Origin of the sequence: Pseudonocardia sp. NPDC049154, assembly GCF_040648315.1 — a bacterium.
Taxonomy (GTDB): Bacteria; Actinomycetota; Actinomycetes; order Mycobacteriales; family Pseudonocardiaceae; genus Pseudonocardia.
Window position 1 is genome coordinate 18,750 of sequence record NZ_JBEZDN010000130.1, and the last position, 3,601, is coordinate 22,350.

6 protein-coding genes are annotated in these 3,601 nt (G+C 78.3%); 5 read left to right on the top strand and 1 reads right to left on the bottom strand.

Annotated features, from left to right (window positions below; all coding sequences use genetic code 11):
- Positions 1-236: 236 nt before the first annotated feature.
- Complete coding sequence (locus AB0B41_RS36255) at positions 237-482, bottom strand: hypothetical protein (RefSeq protein WP_358211542.1); 246 nt, start codon at positions 480-482, stop codon at positions 237-239.
- Positions 483-762: 280 nt separating this feature from the next.
- Between AB0B41_RS36255 and AB0B41_RS36260 the strand changes: the two genes are divergently transcribed.
- The 5 genes from AB0B41_RS36260 to AB0B41_RS36280 form a co-directional block, all read left to right on the top strand.
- Positions 763-966 (top strand): DUF1918 domain-containing protein, encoded by a 204-nt coding sequence (locus AB0B41_RS36260; protein WP_358211544.1) that lies wholly within the window; start codon positions 763-765, stop codon positions 964-966.
- Positions 967-1,034: 68 nt separating this feature from the next.
- On the top strand, positions 1,035-1,409 hold the full coding sequence (locus AB0B41_RS36265) for a CBS domain-containing protein (protein WP_358211546.1): 375 nt from the start codon (positions 1,035-1,037) through the stop codon (positions 1,407-1,409).
- Positions 1,406-2,152, top strand: coding sequence for a GAF and ANTAR domain-containing protein (locus AB0B41_RS36270; RefSeq protein WP_358211548.1), 747 nt, complete (start codon positions 1,406-1,408; stop codon positions 2,150-2,152). The genes AB0B41_RS36265 and AB0B41_RS36270 overlap by 4 nt, the downstream gene beginning before the upstream one ends.
- A gap of 423 nt (positions 2,153-2,575) precedes the next feature.
- A complete protein-coding gene (locus AB0B41_RS36275; RefSeq protein ID WP_358211550.1) occupies positions 2,576-2,932 on the top strand; it encodes a dsRBD fold-containing protein in 357 nt (118 codons plus the stop codon).
- A gap of 213 nt (positions 2,933-3,145) precedes the next feature.
- The coding region (locus tag AB0B41_RS36280) for a universal stress protein (RefSeq protein WP_358211552.1) at positions 3,146-3,601 on the top strand (456 nt) is incomplete at its 3' end.

Sequence of the window (3,601 nt, forward strand, 5' to 3'; positions counted from 1 at the left end):
GGGGGGCCCCCCCGGGGGCCCCCCCCCCCCCGCGCGGCGGGGGGGGGGGCGCGGGGGGGGGGGGCCCGGGCGGGGCGGGGCCGCGGGCGCCCCCGCCCCCGACGCAGTGGCCGCCGCGCGCTGCCCGGTGCTGGTCGTGCCCGAGCCGACGCCCCCGCGCCGCGAGATGCTCGCCCTGCCGGGGACGCGGCCGGGCGGGCCGACCGGCTGAGCCCTCGGGTCAGCCGCCTCACAGGTCAGAGCAGGTCCTGCTCCGCCAGGTCGAGCAGGCGCTGGCGGGCCAGCCGCTCCAGCAGCTCCGGCACGGCCCCCGCGGGCACCCCGGACAGGTCCGCCCGGCACGCGCGCACGACCTGTGCCACGACCCCGTGCGGCACCCGCCCGGAGAACTCGATCGCGAGCCGCGCGACGGCGGAGGTGACCGCGTCGAACTCCCGGATCGGGAGCGGGCTGGACGTGAGGGGCAGCGCGGTAAGGGTCATCGGGCTCCTCGTGCGGCGTCGCGCGGGGCGCGGCGGGCCGGGCGGGTGGACGAGCGGGCCGGTGGGCCGATCGGCAGGTGTTCGAGCGGCCCGGTCGCTCCGCCGTCGCTCCGTCGGAGCCCGGGACACGCACGCATTGCCGCGGTTCGCGCGGCATCGGGACCGGATACTGCTCGACGGGGCGGCCGCGCACCAGGGCCGGAAGTCCCTACTGTCTCCGGGACCCGCCGGACCCTGGCCCCGGAGCGGCGGACGCGGGATCCTGAGGTGCCCCACCCGCGTGCAGGGAGGCATCGTGCAGGCTCATGTCGGCGACCGCATCGTCATCGAGAGCAACCACCTCGACGCCGCCCGGCGGCGCGGGACGATCGTCGCCGTCCTCGGCGGAGAGGGCGACACCGAGCACTACCGGGTCCGCTGGCAGGACGGCCACGAGTCGGTGTTCTTCCCCGGCCCGGACGCGCACGTCGACACGGCCCGCTGAGCGCGTGCGCGGCGGTCCGGGGCTTCTGACCCTGGCCGGGGGCCCCGTCCGGGCGGGACGCTCCGCGGATGCAGGTCCGCGAGGTGATGAGCCGCCCGGTGCTCGTCGTGGCGGTGGCCTCCACCGTCCGCGACGCGGCCGCGGCGCTCGCCGCCCACGGGCTCTCGGACGTCCCGGTGGTCGACGAGCGCGAGCGGTTCGTCGGCATGCTCGCCGAGGCGGACCTCGTCCCGGACCGGTTGGACGGCAGGCGGGGCGCCACGGCCGTCGGGCCGCTGGTGCGCACGGACGCCCCGACCGCGACGCCCGACGGCGACCTGCTCGGCCTGGTGCACCGCATGCGCGAGGCCGACGTGCGGGTCGTGCCGGTGCTCGACGGGGGCCGGGTGGCCGGGATCGTCACCCTGGCCGATCTGTTGCGGGTGCTGGGGGACGCGCGGTGAACGGGTCCGGGGGCGAAACGGGAGACGGCGCCGTCGAGCTGGCCGAGCGCTTCGCCCGGCTCGCCCGGGCACTGCGCACCGCGCCGACCCCGGAGGACGCCCAGGAGCGCGTCACGCTCTACGCGGTGGCGACCGTGCCCGGCTGCGACCACGCGGGGATTTCCCTGATCGACCGGCACGGCGGCGTGGTCTCCGTGGCGTCGACGGGCGGGACCGCGCAGCGGGTCGACCAGATCCAGCACGAGGTCGGCGAGGGCCCCTGCCTCGGCGTGATCCACGACGGGTTCGTCTGCGCGGTCGAGGACCTGGACACGGACGACCGCTGGCCCGGGTTCAGCCGCCGCGCGGTCGCCGAGACCGGGGTGCGCGGGCTGCTGTGCTTCCGGCTGTTCGTCGAGGACGACGTCCTGGGCGCGCTCACCCTCTCCTCCGCCACCCCCGGAGCCTTCGACGACCACGCCGTCGCCGTCGGCACGGTCCTCGCGGCGCACGCCGCCCTCGCGGTGACGGACGCGCGCAACCGCCGCCGCGCCGCCGAGCTCGACGAGGCGCTGCGCTCCAGCCGCGACATCGGCACCGCCCTCGGCATCCTCATGGCGCGCCGGCTGGTCACGCGCGACGTGGCGTTCGACCAGCTGCGCACCGCGTCCCGCCGGCTGCACCGCAAGCTGCGCGACGTCGCCCTGGACGTCGTCGAGACGGGCACGCTTCCGGCAGCTGCGGCGGCGCGCGCCGAGCAGTAGTCTGCGCTGGTCCGGTCCGCCTGAGCCCACAGCGCAGCCGGCAGTCCGAGCGGGTCCCATGAGCCCACCGCCGCCCTCGACGCGCGCGACCGCGACGCGGTACGCACGGGTCCCGCTCCCGCACGGTCACCTTCGTCCCGGTCCCGGTGCGCGCCCTGCCGCGCCGGGCCGTCCCCTCCCGCACGGACCCGGGCCACCCACCCGCGCTACACCCCCCAGCCCCCGGGTGGGCGGCCCGTCCGCCGGTGCGGGTCCGACGTGGCGGCCGCCGCCGCGCGTCCGGGCCCGCACCGGTCCCCCGGTTCCCCCGGTCCGCCCGACGGACCCACCCGTTCCGGCGAATCCGGCGGTCGTTCCCGTCGGCCCCTTCCGCCGCGCGTCGCGTGGAGGCACGCTCGACGCACCACGGCGGGAGGGACCGCGATGACCGAGCCGACCGGCGCACACACCCTGTCCGATGCGCTGTCCGACGCACTGACGGCCGCGGGCCACACCCGCGCCGGGATCCCACCGGGCAAGCGCTGGACCGTGATCGTGGACCTCGAGGCGGGTTCCGGGGTGACGCGGGCGGTCGCGCGGCTGCACGACCGGGTCTCCGACCGGCTCGTCGGGACCGGGCAGGCGCGGCTCGCCCCGCCCGACGCGGACGTCCCCGGTGTGGCCGACGAGCTCGCCGCCGCCCAGGCGCTGGCCGACCTCGCCCGGGTGATGCAGCAGGTGGCGCACAACGAGGTCGAGGGCGCGACGGACGTCGGCGGGCACCTCACCGCCCCGGGCTGAGAGCGCCTCGGAGCCCGCGCGAAGACGGGACTTTCGACCCTGCTCCGGGCGGGTCGGCGAGGGCACCATCGACGTCGCCGGCAGCGTGAAGGCACCGCGCCGGCCGCCACTCGTCGTTGGGGAGCGGACGGGTGGACCCGCCGGGGCGGGCGTTCACGGGGAACGCCCGCCCCGGCCCACGCTCGGCACACGCTCGCCTGGGAGGAACCCGCGGTGACCCTGTCCGGATCGCCCGTCGCGGTCGGCGTCGACGGGAGCAACGCGTCACTGCTCGCGGTCGCGTTCGCCGCCGGCGAGGCCCGCGCGCTCGGCGTCCCCCTCGTGCTCGTGCACGCGGTGCGCGCCGACGAGTCGACGCACCGGGCCGAGGCGTTGCTCGAGCGGGCCACCGCCCGGGCCCTGGCCGTCGCCCCCGAGGTCGAGGTGCTGCGCCGGGTCTCGCACTGGGCACCCGGGCCCGCGCTGCTGGAGGCCGCCCGCGCGGCGTCGTTGCTGGTCGTGGGCATGGGCGGGCGGGACGACCCGCCGGAGGCGGCCGACGACTCCGTCGCCCTCGACCTGGTCGGCCGGGCCCGCTGCCCCGTCGCGGTCGTGCGCGCGCCGCACCGCCGGCATGATGATCGGCCTCGCCACGAGCTTCGCCGGCCTCGCCCTGCTCAACCCCTTCTC

What these genes read in the sequence shown, in the direction of transcription:
- AB0B41_RS36265 (WP_358211546.1), top strand. Translation starts at nt 1,035, where the DNA reads ATGCAGGTCCGCGAGGTGATGAGCCGCCCGGTGCTCGTCGTGGCGGTG.
- AB0B41_RS36275 (WP_358211550.1), top strand. Translation starts at nt 2,576, where the DNA reads ATGACCGAGCCGACCGGCGCACACACCCTGTCCGATGCGCTGTCCGAC.
- AB0B41_RS36255 (WP_358211542.1), bottom strand. Translation starts at nt 482, where the DNA reads ATGACCCTTACCGCGCTGCCCCTCACGTCCAGCCCGCTCCCGATCCGG.